The organism is Methanosarcina spelaei (assembly GCF_002287235.1).
In the GTDB taxonomy this organism is placed as follows: Archaea; Halobacteriota; Methanosarcinia; order Methanosarcinales; family Methanosarcinaceae; genus Methanosarcina; species Methanosarcina spelaei.
Window position 1 is genome coordinate 1 of sequence record NZ_LMVP01000013.1, and the last position, 23,238, is coordinate 23,238.

Consider the following 23,238-nt stretch of genomic DNA (forward strand, 5'->3'; position numbering starts at 1 on the left):
TTATGAAAATCAATGCAATTGATAACGATTTTTCCTTAACCGATGACCAATGGGTAACTCTTAAGAAATCAACCAGACTCAAATAGATTTCAAGTAAATTTGAATAATTTCAAATAGATTTCAAGTAAATTTGAATAATTTCAAATAGGTTTCAACTAGATTCGAATAGATTCCAGATGCCTGTCTTGATATAAAAATAGCTAAAGTTTTATATCTCTTTTTCCACAAGAGTCCATGTTACTGAAATTTCTTTAAAAACCCCTTAACCTATCGATATACTTAACTGCTATATATGCTTTGAAACTTATATTAAATAAGCAGATATATTAATCAAGGAACATCTCCGGATTATTAGGGGATTTTGAGGGATAGAGGGGTGTATTACGATCAGGAAGTCAACTCCGTTTTTGAAGAGCTTGGAGTATCGGAAGCAGGTTTGAGTTCAGAGGAAGCCGAAAAAAGACTTAAAAAATATGGCGAAAATGAACTTAAAGAAAAGGAAAAAGTATCGGTTCTGCAGCTCTTTATCTCACAGTTTAAAAGTATCTTGATTTTTATTTTGATTACGGCCTCTATTGTTTCGGCTCTTCTCGGGGAGGTAGTTGATGCAATAGTCATTATTTTTACGGTTTTTCTTGCAGGGATTCTCAGCTTCGTGCAGGAATATCGAGCCGAGAAAGCAATTGAGCTTCTAAAGTCCCTTACTTCACCTGAAGCTACTGTTATAAGGGACGGGGTTGAAAAAAATATTTCCTCAAACAATCTCGTTCCTGGGGATCTTATCCTTATTGAAACCGGAGACCGCATTCCTGCGGATGCCAGGATCGTTAAAGAGTTCAATCTCAAACTTGATGAGTCCTCCCTTACAGGAGAGTCCGTGCCTGTTCAGAAAAACATTGAAGCCGTGCCCTCCGAAACTCCTGAAGCTGACAGGACAAACATGGTCTATACAGGAACTGCAGTTGCTTACGGAAGAGGCAGTGCAATCGTTACCGCAACCGGAATGAATACGGCTTTTGGGGAGCTGGCCGGGCTTCTGGGGACAATAGAGAGGTCCAGAACTCCTTTACAGGAAAGCCTTGATAAGTTCGGCAGATGGATTGGTATTGCGACTCTTGTAATTGTGGCTTTTATTGCAATGCTTGGGGTTTTTTATGGTTTTCCTCTCCTTGATATGTTTTTATGGGGCGTTGCTCTCGCGGTTGCTGCTATTCCTGAAGCTCTTCCTGCAGTTGTTACGGTAGGGCTTGGGCTCGGAGTAAGACGTATGGTCAAAAGGCATGCCCTTATAAGAAAACTGCCATCTGTAGAAACTCTTGGAGCAACAAACGTTATCTGTTCGGATAAGACAGGCACGCTTACGCAGAACAAAATGACGGTTGAAAAAATTTGTGTTAACAAGCAGGTTTTGAATGTTACGGGAGCAGGATATTCTCCTGAAGGAGAGTTCTTTAAGGGAAGTGATAAAGTTTCTATGGATGACTCCCATCTTCAGATCCTCTTACTGGGAGCTGCTCTTTGTAACGATGCTGGTCTTTTTAAGGAAAATGAAAAATGGGAGATCAAAGGAGATCCCACGGAGGCAGCTCTTGTGGTTGCTGCGGCAAAGGCAGGGCTTCATAAAGTTGATATTGATCAAAAATATCCTCGCCTTGGGGAAATACCCTTTTCCTCTGAAAGAAAACGAATGACCACTATCAGTAAACTGGAAGCTGATTCTGGCAGCTTTCCTCTTAAAGGGCTGGTTGCTTTCTCAAAAGGAGCTCCTGAGGTAATTCTTGGCTCATGTACGAAGATTTTTCTTGATGGTGAAATAAAATCTTTATCTCCAGAGATGAAGCAGTTGATTACAGGGGAAGTTAGGGAAATGGCTGATCAGGCCCTCAGGGTTATGGCTCTTTCATTCCATCCTCTGGATGAGGAACTCTTTATTGAAAATAATTCTTCAGGAGAACTTCCATCTGAGAAAATTGAAGAAGATATGATCTTTTCAGGCTTAACTGGCATGAGAGATCCACCAAGAGAGGAAGTAAAGGTTGCAATCCAAAAATGTGAAAACGCAGGTATTAAAACCATAATGATAACAGGTGACCATAAGATTACGGCATCTGCAATTGCAAAGGAACTGGGGATTTTGAAGGAAAACGATCTTACTCTTACAGGCTCGGAACTTGATACCCTCAGTGATGCCGAGTTTGAAGGGGAGGTTGAAAGAGTCTCGGTTTATGCCAGGGTTTATCCTACCCATAAATTGAGGGTTATAGACGCCCTTAAGAAAAAAGGCTATGTCGTAGCAATGACCGGGGACGGAGTAAACGATGCTCCTGCCCTTAAAGCTGCAGATATGGGAATAGCTATGGGGATTACGGGCACGGATGTCAGTAAAGAAGCTTCAAGCATGATCCTTACGGACGATAATTTTGCATCAATTGTTGCAGCGGTTGAGGAAGGACGAAATATATTCAAAAATATTAGAAACTTCATTACTTACGGGCTCTCAGCCCATATAGGTGAGGTGCTCATAGTCCTTATTTCTATTCTGGGGTGGCAGATTCTGCCTCTGATTGCGGTTCAGATCCTCTGGATTAACTTAATTACGGACGGGCTTCCTCCTATGGCTCTATCAGTTGAGCCTCCTGACAGCGGCATTATGAGACAGAAGCCAAGAAACGTTGAGGAAGGTCTTATCACTCGCCGGGAAATCACAGCCGGGCTGGGAATTGGAGGGTTGATTGCTCTTCAGGCTCTTCTAGTCTTAACCTGGGCTCTTGACAGAAACTTCTCTATTGAGAAACTCCAGACTCTGATTTTTACTCTCGTAGTTTTTTCAGAAATGTTTAATGCTTTCAACTGGCGATCTGACCGTTACTCAATATTTTCCCTGGGAATTTTTACAAACAGGTCCCTGGTTTATGCAGTCCTGACAACAATAATCCTGCAACTGGTAGTAATTTATGTTCCTTTTTTCCAGACTGCTTTTAGGACCGTTCCGCTTTCTCTCTCTGACTGGGGAGTGATACTGCCTCTTGCTTCTACCACGCTTATCTCAATGGAACTGATAAAATATTTCTCAGGAAAAAGTTCTCAGGGGAAAACTAAAGAAAAGACAAACTTTGATTGATTTACCCGTTCTTTCGTTGCCTGGCTTGAACAGCCCATCTCACACAGATCGGTGAGATTAGAATAGATACAACTACCATCAGGACCATTGACGAAAATGTTTCCTGATTGATTATTTGTAATTCTCTTCCTATAGTAAGTATCACAAGCTCAACTCCTGCCCTCGGCATAACCCCTGTGCCGAAAATTAAACTTTCGTAAAAGTCGAAACCTATAACTTTTGATCCGATAAAGCCTCCTGCTAATTTCCCAGAAAGTGCTGCAAGGATAATTAGAAGGGTAAAGCTGCCAGTGTTTTTTAGAGTGTATGGATTAATTAAAAATCCTATAAAAGCGAAAAAAAGAGGAATCAAAACTCCATGAGCCAGTCCATCAACTTTGCTTTGTATATCCGGGAGTTTAGCAAGGGGAATTTCCGACACCATTATGCCTCCTGTAAAGGCCCCTATTGATGATGAAGTCCGAATAGTTCTGCAAGATAAGCAGAAGCTATTTTTCAGACTGAGTGTTCTGTCCATACCATCTCCCACTTAAAGATTGTTCTTCTAGTACTATTCTTCTAGTACTATTCTTCTAGTGCTTCGATTCCAAAATAAATTCCTTAATTCCTGGAAAAATCCGTGATTCTCGGCTCTATTCAAAAGTCAAATTTTATGAACTACTTGGGAATCACAGTACTAGTACTATTCTTCTAGTACTATTCTTCTAATACTATTGTTTTCCTGTACTTAAAATGTAAATTTCCTTTTTCCGGTCTGGTATATGTTTTTATATGTTTTTTTCAAGTTCTTTTTTATAATAAAGAGTAAACTCCTTTCCAGGGCGTAAGGAGAAATTATATGAGGAATATTTTTCTTCTGAAATCAGATCGTACATCCGGTATGTTGAAGGTACTATTATCGCGTCGTACTCTTTTTTTGTTGGCGGTTCTGTATAATATGCTGCTTTCTCATAGTCCCTGAGGTACCATGGGAGAGGCCAGTAAAGGCTTTCGGGATCCACAACGGATATTCTTAGAGTTTCAGGCCCGAGATTGAATCCTTCTATTTTCTCCATAAGTTCCCTGATATCCGGAGATGTCTGTGAATACGTCATCAGCTCATCAGGTTCCATACTCCTGTAAAAGTTTACGGAGAAGCACTGAGCCAATGATATTATTAGCGTAAGTGCCAGAATCCCTGTAATAAGGATATAGGCTCTGGAATATTTTATCCCGGAAACGGGAGGTTTGTCTGTTCCGAAACTCATGTTTTCTTTTTCGAGTAAATTCTTCTGTCTTCGGCCAGGTATCCCTGGAAAAAAATCTCCAAGATAAGCCCCTGCCAGAATCCCAAAAGGCAGGACAATATGCACAACAAGCCAGGGGACTTTTTCCTGAAGATAGGAGTAAAGCAGTAAACTCGAAACTGCCCAGTAAGAAACAAACAGGAAAAAGGAGGCGTTTTTTCCTTTCTTTCTCAGAAAATGAACTATACCTGCAGCCCCAAAGATCAGAATCGGGCTTTCGTATACAAGAAGGATAGGAATATAATAGTAAAAAGGGCCTCCTATACGTTCAATTCTATGCATCTCCATCCAGTGAGAAAAAGCTTTTTCCACAATTGAATAGAGAGTTTCCGGGGTTCTGAAGAGGCTTGTATAAAACAACATTACAATAAAAACAAAGAGAGTGCCTGAAATCAGAATTTCTGGTATGAATGGAGAAACGGCTGAAATTTTGAGAATAAAAGTTCTTTTAAGGCTCAGATTTTCTTTTTTCCAGTCGGAGTAAAATCTGTACAAGGAATAAATCAATACATAGGCTCCGAACATAAGGATAACAAGATAAGCGTTTTCTTTTGAGGATACGGCAACTGCAAGAGAGGAAGCAGCAAGGATAAGATAAGAGTACCTCTTTGAGCTGTGAAGGTTCTCAAGATAGCGAATTCCACCTATAACCGTTGCCAGGGTGCAGAAAACAATGATCAGGTCATTCCTGAAGAACCTTGAAAAGTACACCATACTTGGAGAAAAAGAGAGCAAGAAAGCCGACCAGAGTACACCCCTTTCTCCAAGTTCCTTCTTAAGTAAAAAGAGCAGAAGAATTGCTGCTACTCCGAAGAAAACAGGGATCAGGCGTGCTGTCGCATCGTTTATTCCCAGGAAGTGAAAGACGAGAGCAGTAGAATGAAATAGAAAGGGGCCGTGATAGGCAGGGTCATATTTATATTGCCCGCTTTCGAGAAGTTTAAGGGTAAAACTGGCATGTACGCTTTCATCGTGATGAAGTACTCGCTCTCCCAGATCGAACAATCTTATTAACAGGGCAAAAAGAATGATCAGAAACCCGAGCAATTTGTATTTTTTCTCAGAAAGCTCTGGCGAGTTCTCAGTGTTGTAATCCTGACCTTGCTGCATTATTCCCCAAACCTTCCAGCATAGCTGATTCTTAATGGGCATAGGTATATTTAAGGAATAGGATGAAATAATCTCTCTCATGGCTGAGGTTAAAGTCAAGTTATTTGCAAATTTGCGTGAAAAAGCGGGCACATCGGAACTGCAGCTGTCGGGAGAAAAGGTTATTGATATCCTTTTATCTCTTACTGAAAAATATCCCGAGTTAAAGCTCCTTATTTTTGAGGAACTCGAAAGAGAAAGTAAAGCTCCAATTATGTGCGGTTCAATTAATGTCCTTGTAAACGGAAACAACATTCGGCATCTTGACGGACTTGATACTCTTCTTTCTGACGCTGATGAGCTTGCAGTCCTGCCTCCGGTTTCGGGAGGCTAATTCTCTTCAGGAAGGACGATTATGGGCAGGATATTCAAAAAACGAACCTCGGTTGACGAAGCTTTGAACCTTTTTCTTGAGCGTATTTCTACCATAAAAAAAACAGAAGAAATCTCCCTTGAAACCTGCACAGGCAGGGTACTGGCAGAAGCCGTAATCTCTGAAAGGAATGTGCCACATTACCGACGTGCAGCTATGGATGGATACGCTGTAAGGGCTTCAGACACTATGGGAGCTTCCCCTTCAAATCCGGTAATGCTGCAGCTTTCTGACCGAGTAGAGGAAGGAACTTCAACCTGGGTCCATACCGGAGCGTTAGTGCCTGAAGGAGCTGATGCTGTCGTAATGGTTGAAGATACCATAACCGCAGGAAACCTTGTAGAGATTAGGGCTCAGGTCTATCCTGGCAAGAATGTGGGACAGATCGGAGAGGACATAAAAAAAGGAGAGGTAGTTTTTGAGGAAGGGCATCTTCTTCGCCCATGTGATATTGCTGTTCTTGCATCGCTTGGATTTGGCAGGGTCAAGGTTTTCAAAAAGCCTGTTGTTGCAGTTATTCCAACAGGGGACGAGCTCGTAAGCCGTCAGGAGGAAAGGGATGTCCCTCCTCCTGGCATGGTGCTTGAGACTAATGGATTGATGTCGTCTCTTTACGTGAAAAAATGGGGTGGAATTCCTCGTTATCTCGATATAGTTCCTGATAATCCGGATAATATAAAAAGAGCCATAGAAGCAAACCTGGATGCCGATATGATTCTTCTTTCAGGCGGAACATCAGTAGGAAAAAGAGATCATGCCTCTGAAGTTGTAGCAGCTCTAGGAGAACTGCTCGTACATGGCATAGGAGTCAGTCCAGGTAAACCTTCAGCTCTTGGAATTATAAGTAACATCCCTGTAGTTTGCCTGCCAGGTTATCCGGTTGCCGGGCTCGTTTCCCTCTATTTCTTTGTCCGCCCGGGGATTCGAAAACTGGCTACAATTCCAGAGATTCCTGAACCTATTTTTAAAAAGCGCCTGGCTGCAAAAATCAGTTCGAAAATAGGATACATTAATTTCGTCCGTGTTGTCTTTGAAGGAGATAAGGTGCGCCCTCTGACCGGAAACGGAGACAGAGTTCTGACTTCAGTTGCAAAGGCTGACGGGTATGTGCTTGTGCCGGAAAACGTTGAAGGATATGAAGAAGGAGAAGAGGTAGATGTCTTCTTAATCGAATGACACTCCTGTATTCTCTCAAAATACCTTTTTAATCTTCTTTTACCTTATTGTTATATTCTTCAGATTGGATTAATGAAAAAACGTTCCAGTTTTTATTCCACTTTTTGTAAAAGTAAGTCAAAAATAATGAACGAAATCCCTTTCTTTCTTCCTTCAGGTCCAGTGATTCGCTTTTTCTTATATGAAGTTTTATGCTTCAAAGGCTAATCAAACGGAGAGAGCCAGCAAAATATTCTGGTCTAAAGTATTCTGGTCTAAAATGTTCAGAGCTATGATCTAAATTCAAAATTAAAGTTCAAAATTAAAGCTCAAAATTAAAATTCAAAATTAAAGCTCAAAAATTAACCTCAAAAGTAAATTCAAAACAACAAATTAAAAAAGTAAATTTAAAAAAATAAATTTAAAAGCCCTTAAGATTACTTTACAAGAGCCTTTGCAGATCTTCTGATGAAGCGCCTCTTATGTCCTGAAGAACTGAAGCGCTGCGCAGGTCCTGGGTGTGCTTTTTGAGCCTGTGACTTCTGGACCTTAATTACTCTGCCTTTTCTGCCTTTTACTTTTACCCAATCAATGCTACCGGTTTTGCCCATTATCATTCCTCTTTATGTTTAATCTTAATTTTCTCTAAATTTGTTTGTAATTTATCACGTAATATATCCAGGTATTCGCTTATTGCTGGACACTGCCGGTTGCCGCGGATTTTTTCCTCGGCAGAGTCTCAATAAACAGGTATTCCCTGGTTTAACAGGTATTCCCTGGTTCTATAATGTTAAATCGATAATTCTCAATGATGATTAAGAATATCTGATATTCCTTGAAGCCTGAAAGTGCGAAATTATAAATGTTATCAAGCCTTGGATTTATGATAAAAAGAAATGCTAGTAATTAAATGTTACGGACATAGAATTAAAACAAGGTAGACTTGCATAATTCTTTTTTTAAAAAGGTGATTAACGTAAAAAAGAATAACATTGAAACAAGGCTTGCAGACGCACGGGAAGAACTTGCAGGCGTAGAAAAATTTCCTGATCCTGAATTTGTAGGCATTATTAAAGAGCTGGGGTTCAGGTGTGAACTCTGTGCACGCTGCTGCACCAGAGAGTTCAATGACCATGTTTTCCTGCTGGATGTAGACCTGGCTGTTATAAGGCAAATAAATCCAGATTTCGTTACTCCTGCTCCTTATTACGAGTTTTGTGACCAGAGGGGCAGGTTTTATGTTTCAGGCTACGCACTGAAAACAAAGCCTGACGGCTCCTGTATTTTCCTTGAGAATAAGCGCTGCAAAATTTATGACAGGCGTCCTTCAATTTGCAGAGTCTATCCTTACATGCTCCATCGGGAAGCTGACGACTCAGGCAAGGTGGATTGGCGCCAGATAAGCGGCTTAAACGAGCATGGAAGCTATTATTCCGAACTTGAGGATTCCGAGTGTGAAGCAATTGCGCGGGAGACCAGGGCTTATGAAGAGGCTTATTTGAGACAGATGATCGGGTTTTTTGAAGCTGTGGAAACCCACTTCCAAAAAAATGGCCTGAGACACGTTCAAAGCATATATGACCGCAGAATGCGGGAATTCCTTAAAGGCAAGTGTGAACTTGAAGTCTTCGTATATTATAAGGGCGGGTTCGAAAAATATAATCTTAAACCAAATACCGATTAACAATGCGGTAGAATCCGATTGGCAATCCGATTAAATACTGGAAGTTAATCTTCTATTTTCAGTTAGGGAAAAATCCTGTATAGTAATGAAGATCTAGCTTCGGTGAACCAAAATTAAGTAAAGTCTAAGTAAAAAACAAAAGCTAGGAATAGTAAAAATTCAAATAGCTATTTTACGTGAAAAGAGAATTTGAGATCTACTTTTGGAGGCAATTCTTTCCGATATTTTAAACGATAATGATAGCTCTTTTGCTGGAAAACACATTATCCCTATAAACTAATTATTATTGAAGAAAGTGTTCATTGCTTAAGCGTTCATTGCTTATATGTCGTGAGATCTGCATTATGTGAGATCTGGGTTATGTTACATTTTCAACCTTAATAAATTATAAAGATTTCAAAAAAGTAACCATCACCAATTATCAAAATATAATATTGACCTGCTGAACGCAGGTTGAAACGATCTAATCAGACTGCCTCAAAAATTATTTAGTATTCATTCCGGAAAATTCAGATTTCAAATTGAGAGGAGTAGCATGTCTTTTAAAAGTTTCCTATTGAAGAGACTGATTATATGGGATTTTATACCATATTCTTTGAGATGGAAAAAGTCCGTCAGTGGAATTGGGATGATATATGTGGACACTCTGGAAATGATGCAGAAGAACTATGGAAAAGGCGGTGTAAGCAACTTAAATGAGATTATGTATAATATTGGTCTTGGGCAATCAACCGAAATTCTGAAGATGCTGGATTTAAAAAGAGATCTGGAAGGATGTGCATATGTGTTGCTGGCAATGCACCGGATTTTTGGAATCAAAAGTAAAATAGTACAGAAAGATAATGACAAAATAATAATTCATGCCAGGAAATGTCTTTGGGGGGGACATTTAAAAAAATGGAATGCCAGAACCTGTTTATCCATCGATAATTATGAAGCAGGATTGATTGAAGGTATACTGCCTTTTTCTGAACATACATATACCAGAAGAAGGAGTTGTGGCGATAACGTTTGCGAACTTGTTATCCGTTTTAGTGACAGTGATTGATTTTTTTCCACCACTGTTGCTGATACTAAAAACGATGAAATTTAGATTTCACCATATTCCACGCAGCCTCTTCATTATTTGATGAAATAAAGTTTAAATTGATGAAACAATGTTTAAATTAAAGATAAATATCAGGTAAAAATTAAAAAAGTTACGAAGGCAAAAAATTAGGATACAATCTGATTTGTTTTTCCTTTGACCTTCCACTTAAGAAGTACCCCTTCTTCGATTGTTTCAGCAGAAAACAGTTCAAGCCCCAGGAGTTCGGCTTCTGAAAATCCTTCTCCGTCAGTGAAAGTTGGAGATGTAGCGCCACCTATAATAAGATTTCCTATGAAGGTGTAAATTTCATCAACAAGGCCTGCAGAAAGCATTCCCCAGTTTAGGGTTGCCCCTCCTTCGACCATAATTGTATTTATATCCATTTCCTTTAGTCTTCTTACAAGCTCCGGAAGGTCGACTTTCTCAGTTCCTGCCTTGATAACAAGAGCTTTTTCTTCCAGTTTTTCTATCTTTTCAGCAGGTGCAGAAGTCGAAATGGCAATTATCCTGAGTCCTTCCCCTTTTTTGAAAATGTCGGCATCAAGCGGAGTCCTTGCTGAACTGTCCACAATAATCCTTACTGGATTTTCGTTTTTTCCGGCGGCTTTCCTGACTGCCCGTCTCTCTGGAGATTTTACAGTTAAACTTGGATCATCCGAAAGGACAGTTCCTATTCCTACCATAATTGCATCTACTTGGGCTCGGAGTTCGTCGACTCTTTCAAAATCAAGTTTTCCTGAGATTCGGACTTGTTTTCTTTCTTTTGTTGAGAGTTTGCCGTCGGCTGACATAGCAGAATTAATAAAAACAAAAGGTCTGTCCATTTTTCTAGCTCCTGAAAAAAGTAGTTTTCGGAGGCGTCTCTAGAAAGAATGCCTCCTTACTGGTAAAAATTTTGAATAGGCATCAATAGCCTTATTTTTCTTAAATAGCTTTATTATTCTTCGTCTTACGTTAAAAGATTTAACGGTTCTTAGAAGCGAGATTAATCTTAATTTATTCGATTTCTATCAGAGGCTTCAGAAGATCATGGTCTCTCAAAAGTCCCTGAAGTTTCCGGTTTGAATTAATAATCGGAACCTGGTCAATTCTGTTCCGCTTCATTTTCCGTGCACAGTCGCTGACAGATGTAATATATGTGGCTGTGATTGGCTCTCTTATCATGATATCGCTTCCGATCAGGTTGGGAACCTTAATCCTTGAGACGCTGTAGTAAATGCTCATGGTGTCTCGCATCGATTCCCAGGTCCAGGCATCGTCGTCCTGACCTGCAGACATATCTGACATCTCTACACTGTCTTCAATTATGCTTGCAGCAATAACGTCACGGTCCGAGATAATTCCTACAAGTTCCAGGCTTGAGTCAAGTACAGGTACAGCCTTAACACCTGCCAGTTCCATAATCCTGGCAACAACGGGTAAAGGCGTTTCATTGTATATTGCAACGACTTTCTTTTCCACATAGTCCTTTATCGGGATATCAATGTTCATGTCTGCAATTGTACCTATAATATCTGCCACGGTAACAAGCCCTACAAGTTTCCCGTCATCTACTACCGGAAGCCTTCTTATGCGGTGTTCCAAAAGTAAACGTGCTGCAGTCTGCAGATCAGATCCGGAGGATATGGTTATCGGATCCCGTGTCATAAGAAGAGCCAGTTGTTCTTCTTCAGGGTTTTGTAATAGGTTTGTCCTTGTTACAACTCCCACAACTTTGGAGTCTTTAATTACTGGAACTCCTGAAATGTGTTTGTTCTTAAGAATTTTAAGAACCTCGTCCCTTGAACCTGGAAGGGTTGCACTTGCTACATCCCTTACCATGATATCTTCAATGAAGATGCTTTTTGGCATGTGATATACACCTTTGTATACGCTAAATCCTGGTTTTCTTTCTCCGATATCTATTTTCTCAAAAGGCTTCCAGTTGACTAGAAAGTCTTAATCTTGTTTTTCACTCCGGACGACCAGGACCGGGACTTTTGAGCCTCTTACTACTTTCTCTGCAACACTTCCCAGCAGAAACCTATCGAGCCCGCTTTTGCCGAGGGTGCCTACAACTATCAGATCAATATCGTTATTTTCTGCGAAATTTATAATCTCATTACTCGGGTGACCTTCCAACATCACTTCTCTTACCTCAACTCCTGAGGCATCTCCGTGTTCCTTTACCACGGATATTGCTTTCTTCCCCTCCTCTCTCAGGGTGTCATACATTATTTCCAATCCCGCATCCATAGGCATTGAAGAAAAAGAAGTTATATCTGTTACGTAGAGAGCGTGAACCGTAGCTCCGCTGAGTTTTGCAATCTCAATACCGTAAGAAATAGCCCTAAGGCTGTTCTCGGATCCATCTGTTGCAATCACTATATTCCGGTAAAATTCGCTCATCATGTTTATTCTCCATTTGCTTTATGAATGAAGTACTGATAGTATGTCATCGGGTCTTGCTCGCCTTGTAATTCCACTTATGGGGTTCTTTATCCCTGCAAGATTATTGGAATTTCCATTCAGGATCATGAGATTAGCTTTATTCCCCTTTTGTATTGAGCCCGTAGAATTAAATCCCATTACAAAGGAACCATTAAGTGTGCAAATTTTAAATACTTGCCTATCATCAATGGAAAAAATCTTAGACATAAATTCCATTTCAGCAAACATATTTACAGAATTTAACATTACATTATCCGTTCCTGCAGCTACTTTTATCCCAGCTTCCAGCATCTCGGCAACAGGTGCGATTCCGGCTCCTGTAATTAGATTAGATCTGGGACAGACAACAACCGGAATCTTTGCATCAGCCACCTCTTCAATATCTTTTCTTGTAGCATTTGTCAAATGAATCAAGAGATCAGGCTCAAGCGACAATGATTTTTCTATATCGCTCGTATCTTTTTCTCCGGCATGGATCGCAAAGAACTTTTTATGCTGCCGTGTGCAGGTAGCAATATTCTCCAACAGTTTGAAATCAAGGTCATTTGCTCCACTCATCCCAAGTCCGGTGGAGTGTAGAAGAATTCTTCTCACTTCTGCCAGTACAACCTGAGTCGGTAGTTCAGGCTCTGTAGGTCTGCCCAGTGTCATGGAGTGAAGTTTGAGTCCTTCAAGAGCTTTATTCAGGGCTGCAACTCCTACAACACCCCCTTCCCTGAAATCAGCAAAAGCACAGGTTCCGGTTTCTATCATATCCAGCAAGGACTTTCTCATGCCTTCGATCAGAGTTTTGTACGGCGTGTCTCTTAATATTCTATGTTTTAACCCGTCAGGAGGCTTTACAAGAGAATCCAGGTCTCTTTGAATCCGAAACCCGGAAGTCCTTCCCAGAGGAGGGTCTTTGAATACCGAGTCTCCAAGGTGAGTATGCGCATTGACAAAGCAGGGAGCAATTATATTTTTAGAGGGTGTACGCTCCTCCCCAATTTCCGTAATTATTCCTCTCTTCACGCAGATGTACCCCTCAATGGGTTCCAGTTCGGGGCCTGCAATAATTGTCCCTGGAATTATCTGTTCAGTGCCGTACATATGCACCTCAGCTACTCATTAAGCACTATGCTCAATTTGTGGAAGAGCAAACATGTACATGATATATAAGTTTTTCTTCATATTTTTACATTATAATCTTTTCAGGATAAAACAGAATGTAAACTTCTTCAAAATTCAATTTTCTCAGAACACAGTCTTTTTGAGAATGTAATTTTGTTAGGAATGTCACTTACTACTCTTTTCTTTTTTGAATCTTTTTTATGATATTTATCTCCGCAGTTAGCAGTTAACTCTGAACTCTTTTAGGTTATTTTTGCATTCTCATGTTCTTATGTTGCCCTTATAATCTAAATCATTTTCTTGAGAAAAATCAGTTTCAATGTAACTATCTCCTTAATATTGCAATGTAATAAATCAACAGTTCATCGACATTTTTATATATTATTATGTATATAATATGGCTTCGTCGCATTGTATAGGTCCTTGCATGAGGTAATGGAAAATCCTGACTGTGAGTGTACAGACAACCCCAATGCGGTACATTGATAGTGTGATACTGCCCTGCACGAGGGTAACTGAAAGTGACTGCGGAAAACCAGAGGATGAGCTTTCGGAGTTAGTGCGCCAGGGCTACAGCACTATTTTCCCATTCTTTTAAAAACTTTTTTCCAGAAATTACTTGAACAATATCTAGTTTGAATTGTTACTTGTTGAGTTATTATTTGTTGAATTATTACCTACTTGTATTATTACCCACTTGTATTATTACCTACTTGTATTATTACCTACTTGTATTATTGCCTATTTGAATTATTACTTATTTGAATATTAATTGTTTTAATATTACTTGTTTGAAACTTCATTTGCTTGAAATTCTAAGCTTATGTTCTTCACTGTCTCCGATTATTTTTTTACTTTAAAAGGTCAATCCGTCATTGATTTATATGATCCTCCAGAAAGGTAAAAGATATGTCTTTCGAAGAGGCGATATCAGATATGGGGTCCAGTGTGATTGTTGATATAGAGGTTACTCCAGGCTCCAGGTCTATTTCGGTTCCAAGCGGTTATAATGAGTGGCGCAAACGAATTGAAGTAAAACTAACCAAAAATGCCCAGAAAGGAAAGGCAAACGAACAGCTGGTAGAATGCCTTGCTGAACTCTTTGCAATTAGTAGTTCGGATATTCTTATAAACAGCGGGGCAACAAGTAGTAAGAAATCTTTATTGTTAAATGGAGTTTCATATCAACAGGCAGTTTCAGTTTTTGGAGAGCGTTTAAAGAAATAAACCAGAAATTTAAAACTGTATTTAAAAATAACTAAACGTTAAGAGTAACTTCTTTATTCTCCTGATAAGCAAACTGTTATAAGTAAACTACTTATAAGTAATGCGGTTCTCTAAAGTTTTAATTAATAATAAGGTTGCAGAAAACGTGGCTGATCTTGAAATTTACAGAAAAAGGCTTGAAAGGATTGAAGAGCTGCTCTCCGAACTCTCTGAATATTCTGTAAGGGGAGCAATTATCATTGTTGAAGGAAAAAGAGACGTCCTCTCACTGAAAAGGCTTGGAATTAAAGGCAATTTTGAACTTGCAACTCGTCAATCTCTTTTTAACTTCTCTGAGAAAATTGCGTGTCTTGGTAGTGAAGTAGTTATACTAACTGATTGGGACAGACGAGGTGACATTCTGGCTATAAAGCTTTCTGGATACTTCCAGAGTTTCGGTTTGAAACCTGATCTTGAGATCCGAAATAAACTCCGATTCATCTCTCAGAAGGAAATTAAAGATATAGAAAGTCTGTACACTTATGTTTCCAAGCTGAGACTGAAAACTGGTTCCTGCTTAACACAGGATTTCCAATAAGTCTAAATCTTAAAAATTAAATTTGAAAGTCAAGTTCAAAAATTAATATTAAAGTAATGTTTAATATTAAAGTTAATGTTATAAATATTGTTGAATACAAAATATTTGAGTTAACACTGACTTAAGTTAACATTAACAATTGACGGAGTTGTTTTATTCTTTATGCATGGGATTGGAAGACTCTGCTTTCTCCTGAATTATCTCCATACTCTGCGGACTCTTCTGATGGTTGAATGTTCTGTCAAATTCCGGATATTTTGGAAACTTGCCAGCCAGCTCTTCAAACATTTTGTGTCTTGGGCTGATGATAATTATATGAGCAGGAGGATGAATTTTTTTCAGCCTACTAATTGCCGCTCCTGCGTGATTATTTAATTCCACCAGTGCTGCAGAGTTGCATTTTGACTTGAGGGATACGCCCATTACACTAACAAGAAGTTCATCAGCATAGTTTGGCTCTATGCATTTTGGAGTCGCTGAAAATTGAATATGTCCGTATCGTTCTAGATCATGTAAGGCTATTTTTACTTTGTCCGAATCGTCTGCCCGGACTAATGCAAATGATTTCATTTTTACACACCACCAATATACTGAAGTTATCCCCATTTCGATATGGATTTACCCCTATAATAATCTTTGTGTATGAGATATGCTGAACAGCCGAGTTTTCGGATATTTTAGGCCTCTTATGACCTTTTAGTTACTTTTACGGCGCGATATATGGTCTGGTCCCTGGGCTGTAAAATTCATCTCTCTTATATAAGAGATCTTCAAAAATTATAAGGGTACCTTGCAATTTCTTTTTTCAGATGTAGTATACGCTTCCAAATTATAGAGTCGCGTATTCTAGTTATATTCATCTTATATATATTCGTTTTGAAATAATATCTTTCTATAAACCCGAAATCAACTATTTTTATAAACGTATCAAAATAAATAACATCATGCGACTGCATCGTTCATTCAAAACTTTTCCAAAGTTAAAACTAGTATCTGAGCTGATCCCAAAACTAAAAATTGCTTCTCTGAATCCTGTATTTCGAATGATCACTCAAGTTTCTGATCATGACAACAATCCTGAAAATTCTTGATGATTAAGAACTAAATGGCTTTTGGGATAGGCTCTCTAAGTAATTTAGTTATTGAGCATAATTTTGGTAGTTTCTTGTCAGTACACAATGATTTTTAACTCATTAGATCACCAATAACTAAATTTTCGTGACACTAGAGTAACTTTATCCATTATATCAACCTACTCAAAGTTAATTCCCAATTTTGTAGAATCAAAAATAAACTTTAAAAAATAAATTTTAATAAGATAAAGCTTTACTTTAAAACCTTACTTCAGGTTAATATAATAAGAAATATCTTAGCAAGTTGCGCTCCTGGGACCAGGTCACCAGATAAAATGTCCAGAGTTAAAAACCTCTTTATAATGCTGCAAAAAATATTGTGAGTAAAACACTGTGAGTAAAACACTGTGAGTAAAACACTGTGAGTAAAACGTTATAAATACAACATTGCCGGTAAAATGAAATCTCTTATTTAGAACTTCGCTATATCATATACCGAAACAGTGTATAAATAAGGTATTAAAAGGTACTACAGAATTTAAAAGGTATTACGGAACTTAGAGGATATTACAAAAATTAAAAGGTATTACAGAACTATATTCGTTTTTTCCGCATTTATTTCTATATGAAGCGGAAGAATTAATACGTCTTTAGAATTATGGATATATCCTCAATACTAAAGAGGAAATGACCTTCAGTTTATTCGATATTCAATCTAAGTTCAGTACTATTATTCAATGATTTAACGGTAAGTTCTATCATTTGTAATTCAATTACGAAACTGTTACCTGTAATTTAGTAATAAGACCGTTACCTATAATTCAGTAATTAGACCGTTACCTGTAATTCAATGATAAAATCATTACATAATCTAATAGTAAGATCTTATTTCTATCCGATATCGAGTAATGCCGAATCTTCTGCAAATTTACTGATACAGTAACAGGTTTGGCTGCCCAGCTTCTTAATTAGGGACATACAGAAGTCGTCATATTAGAAGGTAATTATATGGCTGAAGATATTAAATCCAAAGTAATACAGGCAAAAAAGGCATCGATTGAGCTTTCCAGTGTAAGTGCGGAAATAAAAAACCAGGCGCTTGAGGCTATGGCTCAGGCCCTTGACAAGGAAAGGAAAGCTATTCTGGATGCAAACGCAAAAGATCTTGAATCTGCAGTGGAACTGAAAAAGAAAGGGAAGCTCACTCAGGCTCTTGTAGATAGGCTTAAAGTAAGCGACTCAAAAATTGACGGAATGATTGCAGGAATCAGAGATGTAGTTAAACTTAAAGATCCTGTAGGAGACACCCTCTCTACTCTTGAGCTGGACAAAGACCTCATTCTCTACCAGGTGAGCTGTCCAATCGGCCTTATAGGTGTCATCTTTGAATCCCGGCCTGATGTGGTGCCTCAGGTTATGTCTCTTTGCCTTAAGAGCGGGAACGCGACCATCTTCAAAGGCGGGAGTGAAGCGCGAGAGTCAAACCGCACTATTTTTCAGATCCTTGTAAAAGCCATAGAATCTACCGCCGGCATGCCAGTAGGGGCTTTCCAGCTTATGGAAACAAGAGAAGAGATAATGGACCTTTTGAGTCTTGATACCTATGTAGACCTCCTGATCCCAAGGGGCTCAAATGAGTTTGTTAAGTTTATCCAGGAAAATACGAAAATTCCGGTACTCGGACATACTAGCGGGATCTGTCATATCTATGTGGATGAATATGCGGACCTCGATACAGCCTGGAAGGTTTGCTTCGATGCGAAAGTACAGTATCCTGCAGTATGCAACGCCATTGAAACCCTTCTGGTAAACCGTAAAATTGCGGATACTTTCCTGCCGAAAATGGCAGAAATATACCTCGGCGCAGGGGTTGAATTACGCTGTGATGAAGACAGCTATGCTCTGCTTGAAAAAGGAGGAATTTCTCCTCTTTCAAGAGCTACGGACGAAGACTGGAGTCTTGAGTACAACGATCTTGTTCTTTCGATAAAACTCGTTGATACCATAAAGGAAGCCATCGACCATATAAACATGTTCGGTTCTCATCACACCGATGGAATAATAACTGAGAATGCTTCTAGAAGAAAAGAGTTTACAGGACTTGTTGATTCTTCGAGTGTTATGGTAAACGCTTCAACCCGCTTTGCCGATGGCTATCGTTATGGGAAAGGGGCTGAGGTAGGAATCAGCACAAACAAAATCCATTCTCGTGGGCCTGTAGGCATGGAAGGCCTCCTGATCTACAAATATATCTTGCTAGGGAAAGGGCAGGTTGTCGCAGATTATGCAGGAGAAACCGCAAAAGCCTATACACACAGAAAACTTGACCTTAAATTTGAAAATGTAGATTGAAATCCTGTCGAAGATTATCGAAGATTATTGAAGAATATTGAAGAATATTGAAAAATATTGAAGAATATCGAAGAATATCGAAGAATTATGATATGTTTATATATCTGAATTGAAATACCAGCGCAAATTGAGTGCAAGCGATGGAAATCCGGATTGTGGCTGTTACTTATTTCAGCTGCATTCTCAAAATATTTTACGAGGCCTTGTGATTGACAGATAGAAATCAATTTCTCAATGATGTTAATAAAATCGTTATCAAGATAGGTACTTCCTCAATTACAAAACAGAATTGTGACAGTACAAAAGAAAACTGCAGTATTGATCCGGCTTTTATGGAAAGTATCGCAGCCCAGGTCTCCGAGCTTCGAAGGCGCGGAAAAGAGGTAATTGTGGTAAGTTCGGGAGCAATAGGCGTAGGACTCTATGAACTGGGCATTGCCCCAAAACCTCGTGAAATTCCTATCAGACAAGCAGCGGCAGCAGTTGGACAGAGTATCCTTATGCAGTACTGGAGCGAAGCTTTTTCGAAACATGGGATAAAAGTTGCTCAGATCCTTCTTACTTATGACTTTTACTCTGACCGGATATCCTACCTTAACCTCAGAAACAGTATTTCTACCCTTCTGGAATATGGGGTAGTTCCCATAATAAACGAAAATGACTGCACCTGTACAAACGAGATTGAAGCAATCTTCGGAGACAATGACAAGCTTTCTGCAATGGTTGCAAGCAAAATCGATGCTGATCTCCTGGTTATTCTTTCGGATATCGATGGTCTCTTTGACAAAAACCCAAAGATGCACGACGATGCCAGACTCATCTATCTCGTGGAAAAAATCACACCTGAAATTGAAAGCTATGGGGGTGACCCAACAAGCTTCAAGGGTGTAGGGGGAATGAGGACCAAAATAAAAGCTGCAAAGATCTGTAGTATGGCAGGTTGTTACGTCTTGATTGCAAATAGCGAGATTGAGAACGTGCTTCTGAAAGTTTTGTCCGGAGAAAAGATTGGTACCCTATTCCTGGCTGAAAGGCATATCCAGAAGAACCGTGCTCGCTGGATCCTTCTTGCAAGGGCTTCGGGCACTATCCGTGTAGACGCAGGGGCAAAAGCTGCAGTCCTCGGAAAAAACAGCCTTCTTCCTGCAGGAGTTGTAGAGGTTGAGGGAAGTTTTGATAGGGGAGATGTGGTTAGATTAGAGTGTGAAGGCAGGGTCTTTGCGAAAGGAATCACAGACTATACTTCTGAAGAACTTATGAAGATAAAAGGAGCCCACACCGACGAAATTGAGGGTATTTTGGGCTATAGCAACTACAACAATGTAATAAAAAAAGAAAACGTTGGCATACTGGAAAACTGAATTAAATCTCCAGCGTGTTCGAAGAACTAAACCGGATTTTTCGGAATTTATGAAGAATCCAATTAATTTCTTGTAGTTTGCAAATTTTATCAATCTATTAATTTCTTACAAACTTATTTGGATTATAAAGTCCTTTTTAACTACTCAATATTACTTAAAAACACGTTTTGAGGCAATTGCCTCTATATTTGCATTTATTTTGGAAATAGGAGAAATTATATGGTAGATTATAACCGAAAGATAGGATTTATCGGAGCAGGAAAAATGGGCTCTGCTCTCATGCAGGGAATTATAAAGGCCGAAATTGTAAAACCTGAAAATCTTGGTGCAAGCGATGTATACGAGCCTTTCTTGAACGATCTGAAAGCAAAGCTTGGCATAAATATATCTACTGACAATTCTGTTATCGTCAAGGCATCCGATATTCTTATCCTGGCAGTGAAGCCCCAGACTCTGGGTTCGGTACTTGAAAATCTTAAAGCTTACATAACTTCAGATAAACTTATAATCTCAATTGCAGCCGGTGTGCCTCTTGCTACTTACGAAAATGCACTTCCTGCTGGCACAAGAGTAATACGTGTAATGCCAAACATTGCAGCCACAGTTTCCGAAGCTGCTTCAGGCATTGCACCAGGTAAATATGCTACCTCCGAAGACATGAAAACTGCTCTTGAAATTTTTTCTGCGGTAGGTACCGCAGTTCAGGAGCCTGAATCCCTGATGGATGTCGTTACAGGTCTTTCAGGCAGCGGGCCGGCATTTATCTTTCCAGTGATTGAGGCAATGGCCGATGGGGCTGTCCTTGAAGGAATGGATAGAAAAAGTGCCCTCACTCTCTCAGCCCAAACTGTACTTGGAGCTGCAAAAATGATGCTTGAGACAGGCATGCATCCCGGAGAACTCAAAGATATGGTTACTTCTCCTGCCGGGACTACCATTCAGGGTGTTCATGCCCTTGAAGAGGCCGGAGTCAGAGCTGCATTTATGAATGCAGTTATAAGGGCAACCGAACGCTCAAAAGAGCTTGGGAAGAAATAAATTTATTTTCTTCATTTTTCTATTTTTTACTAGTTACATTTTACTGGTTACTTTTTACTATCTTTTTTAAAGCACAAAAACCAGTCAAGACAGTACATGTTCTCTTCTGGTTTACCAATTCTTTCTTTTACTGCTTCCATCGAATTGGGAGCTGGAATAATAACATCGTCTCCAGGTTGCCAGTTAGCCGGAGTTGCGACTTTTTCGGCCGTATTTTTCTGCAGGGCGGTCACAATCCTTTTGATCTCCTGCATATTCCTTCCTGTTGACTGCGGATAGTAGAGTATTGTTCTTATTTTTGCCTCAGGATCAATAATAAATACGGCTCTTACAGCCTGTGTTGTTGAGGTTTTTGGCTGGATCATACCATATTTTTTTGCGACTTCCATCTTCAGGTCTTCGATCACCGGAAATTTGATCTCGAGATTTTTCATTCCTTTATATTCGATTTTCTCTTCTATTCTCTTAAGCCAGGCAATATGGGAGAACACACTGTCTATAGAAAGCCCTATAAGCTCAGTGTTCATCTCTCTGAATTCTTCCTGCATACTGGCAAAAGTCATGAATTCGGTAGTACATACTGGTGTGAAATCTGCAGGATGACTGAAAAGAATAACCCACTTACCTTTGTAATCCTCGGGGAAATTGATTTGTCCCTGAGTTGTCACTGCTGTAAATGATGGTGCATCATCTCCGATAAGAGGCATACGTATCTGTTCATACTCAACTTCTACCATATTTTCACCTATTTTTGAGCTCATACAGTTTCCTTTCGGGATCGAAAATTGAGTTCAATTTAGAAGGCTTTCCTCTTTCAATTTAGAAGGCCCTCTTTCAATTTAGAAGGCTTTCCCCTTATACGAGTTCGAAGGCTTTAACATTAAAAGCCTTTTCTTCCCTCAACCGTCCCCAAAATTATCTTATAGTTATTTTCATTGTTATATATCTGTTACGAGGAAGGAAAATAAGTTTATTTTGTTAGGAAGATTCTCTTTAAAATTTTATTATCTTTTGGCTGTTATTTCTTTTAAAATAAATGCACAGTGCTTGTTTTTGGATCATTTTTCCATCAAAACTTTTTATTTTTTTAAATTATGTGTTTTAATGTCTTTTTTTGAAAGATCCTCACACACTAACGTTTTATTTTTAAAAAAGAAGTGTTTTAATCCTCTATTTTAGAAAATAATTTATGCTGGTAATCCTTTGTTATATGGGGGTTAAATGAGGGAGTTTGTTCGGCCAAAGGTTGTGGTTAGTAGGTGCCTTGGGTTTGATCACTGTCGATACAACGGGAATATTATAAACAGTTCGATAGTGGCGAACCTCATGGAGTATGTTGATTTCCTGCCTGTCTGCCCGGAGGTGGAGATAGGGCTCGGTGTTCCAAGAGATACAGTAAGAATTGTTCTCGAGAACGGGGAAGAGCAGCTTATTCAGCCTGCAAGTGGCAGGAATATAACTGAGGCTATGAAGGCATTTTGCACTGATTTTCTCGGTTTCACAGGAGAGATTGATGGTTTTATTCTTAAATACAGGTCTCCTTCCTGCGGCATTAAGGACGTAAAAGTTTATCCGACCACATCGCTCAAGTCAGCGGTAATTGGGAAAACTTCAGGGTATTTCGGGAGGGCAGTCCTGAAAGAGTTTTCATATCTTCCTGTTGAGGATGAAGGAAGGCTAAGGAATGCTCGTATAAGAGAACATTTCATGACCAGAATCTTTATGCTTGCCGCTTTCCGAAAAGTAAAATCAGAAGGCAGCATGAAAGACCTTGTCACGTTCCATTCCGAAAATAAGTATCTGCTCATGGTATATGGCCAGGAGGAGCTCAAGAAACTGGGAGCTATTGTTGCAAATAAAGAAAGAAAAAACTTTAATGAACTGATCTCTGAGTACGAGAAGCATCTTTACAGCATCCTCTCCAGGCCTCCTAGGTACACTTCAATTATTAATGTACTCATGCATGCCTTCGGACATTTTTCAGAGAAGCTCTCAAGCAAGGAAAAAACATTATTTTTTGACTGGATCCAGAAGTACAGGAACGGAAAAGCCTCTCTTTGCCCTACAATTAATATCATCAGGTCATGGGCTATACGCTTTGAGGACCAGTACCTTATGAATCAGACCTTTTTTGAGCCCTATCCAGAAGGACTGATGGAAGTAGACTCTACAGAATCCCACCTGAGGGAAGACCTCTGGAAATGAACTCGTA

Annotated in this window: 21 protein-coding genes; 12 read left to right on the forward strand and 9 right to left on the reverse strand. The window is 39.3% G+C overall.

Features of this window, described 5'->3' with window-relative positions:
• Positions 1 to 376 precede the first annotated feature (376 nt).
• Complete coding sequence (locus ASJ81_RS01230; protein ID WP_095642880.1) at positions 377 to 3,121, forward strand: calcium-translocating P-type ATPase, SERCA-type; 2,745 nt, start codon at positions 377 to 379, stop codon at positions 3,119 to 3,121.
• A 1-nt stretch (position 3,122) separates the two neighbouring features.
• Here ASJ81_RS01230 and ASJ81_RS01235 read toward each other — a convergent pair whose 3' ends face one another.
• A complete protein-coding gene (locus ASJ81_RS01235) occupies positions 3,123 to 3,638 on the reverse strand; it encodes a cation:proton antiporter (RefSeq protein WP_245859682.1) in 516 nt (171 codons plus the stop codon).
• Between the two features lie 250 nt (positions 3,639 to 3,888).
• A complete protein-coding gene (locus ASJ81_RS01240; RefSeq protein ID WP_095642881.1) occupies positions 3,889 to 5,517 on the reverse strand; it encodes a flippase activity-associated protein Agl23 in 1,629 nt (542 codons plus the stop codon).
• Between the two features lie 79 nt (positions 5,518 to 5,596).
• On the opposite strand from ASJ81_RS01240, the gene ASJ81_RS01245 reads away from it, so the two are divergent.
• Together ASJ81_RS01245 and ASJ81_RS01250 are read left to right on the forward strand one after the other, a co-directional pair.
• Positions 5,597 to 5,890, forward strand: a complete 294-nt coding sequence (locus tag ASJ81_RS01245; RefSeq protein WP_095642882.1) for a ubiquitin-like small modifier protein 1 — start codon at positions 5,597 to 5,599, stop codon at positions 5,888 to 5,890.
• A 21-nt stretch (positions 5,891 to 5,911) separates the two neighbouring features.
• Positions 5,912 to 7,105 carry a molybdopterin molybdotransferase MoeA gene (locus ASJ81_RS01250; RefSeq protein ID WP_095642883.1) on the forward strand — a complete coding sequence of 398 codons (1,194 nt, stop codon included), beginning with the start codon at positions 5,912 to 5,914 and terminating at the stop codon, positions 7,103 to 7,105.
• A 416-nt stretch (positions 7,106 to 7,521) separates the two neighbouring features.
• On the opposite strand, the gene ASJ81_RS22480 is transcribed toward ASJ81_RS01250, so the two are convergent.
• Entirely contained in the window at positions 7,522 to 7,695 is a 174-nt protein-coding gene (locus ASJ81_RS22480; RefSeq protein WP_158498980.1) for a DUF5350 domain-containing protein, read from the reverse strand.
• Between the two features lie 332 nt (positions 7,696 to 8,027).
• On the opposite strand from ASJ81_RS22480, the gene ASJ81_RS01255 reads away from it, so the two are divergent.
• Together ASJ81_RS01255 and ASJ81_RS01260 are read left to right on the forward strand one after the other, a co-directional pair.
• Positions 8,028 to 8,768 carry a YkgJ family cysteine cluster protein gene (locus ASJ81_RS01255; protein ID WP_245859684.1) on the forward strand — a complete coding sequence of 247 codons (741 nt, stop codon included), beginning with the start codon at positions 8,028 to 8,030 and terminating at the stop codon, positions 8,766 to 8,768.
• 535 nt (positions 8,769 to 9,303) lie between these two features.
• Positions 9,304 to 9,816: a hypothetical protein gene (locus ASJ81_RS01260; protein ID WP_095642884.1), complete on the forward strand. Its 513-nt coding sequence runs from the start codon at positions 9,304 to 9,306 to the stop codon at positions 9,814 to 9,816.
• A gap of 167 nt (positions 9,817 to 9,983) precedes the next feature.
• Here the strand turns inward: ASJ81_RS01260 and ASJ81_RS01265 are convergent, their stop codons facing one another.
• The 4 genes from ASJ81_RS01265 to ASJ81_RS01280 all read right to left on the reverse strand — a co-directional run bounded on the left by ASJ81_RS01265 (position 9,984) and on the right by ASJ81_RS01280 (position 13,377).
• Entirely contained in the window at positions 9,984 to 10,682 is a 699-nt protein-coding gene (locus tag ASJ81_RS01265) for a 2,5-diamino-6-(ribosylamino)-4(3H)-pyrimidinone 5'-phosphate reductase (protein ID WP_095642885.1), read from the reverse strand.
• Positions 10,683 to 10,854: 172 nt separating this feature from the next.
• Positions 10,855 to 11,709, reverse strand: coding sequence for a CBS domain-containing protein (locus ASJ81_RS01270; RefSeq protein ID WP_095642886.1), 855 nt, complete (start codon positions 11,707 to 11,709; stop codon positions 10,855 to 10,857).
• An 87-nt stretch (positions 11,710 to 11,796) separates the two neighbouring features.
• Entirely contained in the window at positions 11,797 to 12,249 is a 453-nt protein-coding gene (locus tag ASJ81_RS01275) for a universal stress protein (protein WP_095642887.1), read from the reverse strand.
• Positions 12,250 to 12,267: 18 nt separating this feature from the next.
• A complete protein-coding gene (locus ASJ81_RS01280; protein WP_095642888.1) occupies positions 12,268 to 13,377 on the reverse strand; it encodes an amidohydrolase family protein in 1,110 nt (369 codons plus the stop codon).
• Between the two features lie 472 nt (positions 13,378 to 13,849).
• On the opposite strand from ASJ81_RS01280, the gene ASJ81_RS22485 reads away from it, so the two are divergent.
• The 3 genes from ASJ81_RS22485 (at position 13,850) to ASJ81_RS01290 (ending at position 15,202) form a co-directional block, all read left to right on the forward strand.
• On the forward strand, positions 13,850 to 13,996 hold the full coding sequence (locus ASJ81_RS22485; protein WP_170943137.1) for a hypothetical protein: 147 nt from the start codon (positions 13,850 to 13,852) through the stop codon (positions 13,994 to 13,996).
• A 311-nt stretch (positions 13,997 to 14,307) separates the two neighbouring features.
• A complete protein-coding gene (locus ASJ81_RS01285) occupies positions 14,308 to 14,625 on the forward strand; it encodes a DUF167 domain-containing protein (RefSeq protein WP_095642889.1) in 318 nt (105 codons plus the stop codon).
• 145 nt (positions 14,626 to 14,770) lie between these two features.
• Complete coding sequence (locus tag ASJ81_RS01290; RefSeq protein ID WP_095642890.1) at positions 14,771 to 15,202, forward strand: toprim domain-containing protein; 432 nt, start codon at positions 14,771 to 14,773, stop codon at positions 15,200 to 15,202.
• A 153-nt stretch (positions 15,203 to 15,355) separates the two neighbouring features.
• Here the strand turns inward: ASJ81_RS01290 and ASJ81_RS01295 are convergent, their stop codons facing one another.
• Positions 15,356 to 15,772, reverse strand: a complete 417-nt coding sequence (locus ASJ81_RS01295) for a DUF356 domain-containing protein (RefSeq protein WP_048109193.1) — start codon at positions 15,770 to 15,772, stop codon at positions 15,356 to 15,358.
• Positions 15,773 to 17,283: 1,511 nt separating this feature from the next.
• Between ASJ81_RS01295 and ASJ81_RS01300 the strand changes: the two genes are divergently transcribed.
• The 3 genes from ASJ81_RS01300 (at position 17,284) to proC (ending at position 21,026) form a co-directional block, all read left to right on the forward strand.
• Complete coding sequence (locus ASJ81_RS01300; RefSeq protein ID WP_095642891.1) at positions 17,284 to 18,627, forward strand: glutamate-5-semialdehyde dehydrogenase; 1,344 nt, start codon at positions 17,284 to 17,286, stop codon at positions 18,625 to 18,627.
• A 209-nt stretch (positions 18,628 to 18,836) separates the two neighbouring features.
• Positions 18,837 to 19,988 carry a glutamate 5-kinase gene (proB, locus tag ASJ81_RS01305; protein ID WP_095642892.1) on the forward strand — a complete coding sequence of 384 codons (1,152 nt, stop codon included), beginning with the start codon at positions 18,837 to 18,839 and terminating at the stop codon, positions 19,986 to 19,988.
• A 219-nt stretch (positions 19,989 to 20,207) separates the two neighbouring features.
• The gene (gene proC, locus ASJ81_RS01310) at positions 20,208 to 21,026 is read left to right on the forward strand and encodes a pyrroline-5-carboxylate reductase (protein WP_095642893.1); all 819 of its coding nucleotides are present in this window, start codon (positions 20,208 to 20,210) and stop codon (positions 21,024 to 21,026) included.
• A gap of 47 nt (positions 21,027 to 21,073) precedes the next feature.
• Here the strand turns inward: proC and ASJ81_RS01315 are convergent, their stop codons facing one another.
• Positions 21,074 to 21,763, reverse strand: coding sequence for a peroxiredoxin (locus tag ASJ81_RS01315; RefSeq protein WP_095642921.1), 690 nt, complete (start codon positions 21,761 to 21,763; stop codon positions 21,074 to 21,076).
• A 484-nt stretch (positions 21,764 to 22,247) separates the two neighbouring features.
• On the opposite strand from ASJ81_RS01315, the gene ASJ81_RS01320 reads away from it, so the two are divergent.
• Positions 22,248 to 23,231, forward strand: a complete 984-nt coding sequence (locus tag ASJ81_RS01320; protein ID WP_095642894.1) for a YbgA family protein — start codon at positions 22,248 to 22,250, stop codon at positions 23,229 to 23,231.
• Positions 23,232 to 23,238: the final 7 nt, after the last annotated feature.

What these genes read in the sequence shown, in the direction of transcription:
- ASJ81_RS01235 (WP_245859682.1), bottom strand. Translation starts at nt 3,638, where the DNA reads ATGGACAGAACACTCAGTCTGAAAAATAGCTTCTGCTTATCTTGCAGA.
- ASJ81_RS01240 (WP_095642881.1), bottom strand. Translation starts at nt 5,517, where the DNA reads ATGCAGCAAGGTCAGGATTACAACACTGAGAACTCGCCAGAGCTTTCT.
- ASJ81_RS01245 (WP_095642882.1), top strand. Translation starts at nt 5,597, where the DNA reads ATGGCTGAGGTTAAAGTCAAGTTATTTGCAAATTTGCGTGAAAAAGCG.
- ASJ81_RS01250 (WP_095642883.1), top strand. Translation starts at nt 5,912, where the DNA reads ATGGGCAGGATATTCAAAAAACGAACCTCGGTTGACGAAGCTTTGAAC.
- ASJ81_RS22480 (WP_158498980.1), bottom strand. Translation starts at nt 7,695, where the DNA reads ATGGGCAAAACCGGTAGCATTGATTGGGTAAAAGTAAAAGGCAGAAAA.
- ASJ81_RS01260 (WP_095642884.1), top strand. Translation starts at nt 9,304, where the DNA reads ATGTCTTTTAAAAGTTTCCTATTGAAGAGACTGATTATATGGGATTTT.
- ASJ81_RS01265 (WP_095642885.1), bottom strand. Translation starts at nt 10,682, where the DNA reads ATGGACAGACCTTTTGTTTTTATTAATTCTGCTATGTCAGCCGACGGC.
- ASJ81_RS01270 (WP_095642886.1), bottom strand. Translation starts at nt 11,709, where the DNA reads ATGCCAAAAAGCATCTTCATTGAAGATATCATGGTAAGGGATGTAGCA.
- ASJ81_RS01275 (WP_095642887.1), bottom strand. Translation starts at nt 12,249, where the DNA reads ATGATGAGCGAATTTTACCGGAATATAGTGATTGCAACAGATGGATCC.
- ASJ81_RS01280 (WP_095642888.1), bottom strand. Translation starts at nt 13,377, where the DNA reads ATGTACGGCACTGAACAGATAATTCCAGGGACAATTATTGCAGGCCCC.
- ASJ81_RS01285 (WP_095642889.1), top strand. Translation starts at nt 14,308, where the DNA reads ATGTCTTTCGAAGAGGCGATATCAGATATGGGGTCCAGTGTGATTGTT.
- ASJ81_RS01295 (WP_048109193.1), bottom strand. Translation starts at nt 15,772, where the DNA reads ATGAAATCATTTGCATTAGTCCGGGCAGACGATTCGGACAAAGTAAAA.
- ASJ81_RS01300 (WP_095642891.1), top strand. Translation starts at nt 17,284, where the DNA reads ATGGCTGAAGATATTAAATCCAAAGTAATACAGGCAAAAAAGGCATCG.
- proC (WP_095642893.1), top strand. Translation starts at nt 20,208, where the DNA reads ATGGTAGATTATAACCGAAAGATAGGATTTATCGGAGCAGGAAAAATG.
- ASJ81_RS01315 (WP_095642921.1), bottom strand. Translation starts at nt 21,763, where the DNA reads ATGGTAGAAGTTGAGTATGAACAGATACGTATGCCTCTTATCGGAGAT.
- ASJ81_RS01320 (WP_095642894.1), top strand. Translation starts at nt 22,248, where the DNA reads ATGAGGGAGTTTGTTCGGCCAAAGGTTGTGGTTAGTAGGTGCCTTGGG.